Below are 988 nucleotides of genomic sequence, written 5' to 3'. Positions count from 1 at the left end.
TTTAAACACCTCATTTCATAAATATTAAATAACAAAAATAGTATACGTTAAATTATTAACTTAATTCACACTTCGAAAATAATGCAATAAAAGAGGTACTTGTTCCACAAACGGGTGCAAGAGTTGAACTAGGTGTTGCCGCGGTAACATCTTTTTTCCTTATTCAGCTAAAGGTGCAGTTTAGCTTATCAATCCATAAGAAACAATCCAAGCTGAAATGTGTTAAAATGTAACTAATGTAGACATCCCTCATGAACAAAGGAGCACTGAAAATGAGAAAACTCGTTCTATTTTTGCACGCATCGCTTGACGGTTTTGTAGAAGGGCCGAACGGTGAAATGGACATTGGCTGGGTTTCCTACGATGCTGATTTGGAGAAACACGCGAAAGAAATTCTGAGTACTGCCGACACTGTCATTTGGGGACGTGGGACTTATCAGATGATGCACAGTTACTGGCCATCTGTGCCTTCGAACCAATCAGCTTCGCAGCATGAACGGAATCATGCCGAGTGGATCGAAAAGACAGCCAAAATCGTTTTTTCCACGACGCTGGAGAAAGTCGAATGGAACAATTCCAGACTGGTGAAAGAAGATGTCGAGGAAGAGATCAAGAACCTCAAACAGCAGCCAGGCAAGGATATGGTTATCCTCGGCAGTCCTAGGTTCGCACACTACCTTATGCAGCTTGATTTAATAGATGAGTATAAAATTACGGTTTCTCCCGTCCTGATCGGCAGCGGGTTGCCATTATTCCAAGGTCTCAAGGAGAAGGTCAATCTTAGACTTATCGAAAACAAGACCTATGATTCTGGAGCCATAGGTCTCGTTTACCAGTCGGTTAGATGACCTTTGTCTCCTAAAATAGATTACGCTAACGGGTGTGTTAGTTGTTCAAGACCGTCGAAATGACGGTCTTTTCTTATGAGTAAACATAATCGGGAAAATGTTTACTCTGGACACAAGAATGTGAAAGACTGTACTTAAGC

The 988-nt window shown here is 41.4% G+C and carries 1 protein-coding gene; it reads left to right on the top strand.

What is annotated here, in order from left to right; genetic code table 11:
• Positions 1 to 272: 272 nt before the first annotated feature.
• Entirely contained in the window at positions 273 to 848 is a 576-nt protein-coding gene (locus CHI06_RS28750) for a dihydrofolate reductase family protein (protein WP_095252041.1), read from the top strand.
• The last annotated feature ends 140 nt before the right edge of the window (positions 849 to 988 follow it).

It is taken from the genome of Bacillus sp. 7884-1, from assembly GCF_002272245.1.
Lineage (GTDB): Bacteria > Bacillota > Bacilli > Bacillales > Cytobacillaceae > Neobacillus.
The sequence above is the reverse complement of the archived record's forward strand: the minus strand, read 5'-3'. Positions and strand labels throughout refer to the sequence as shown.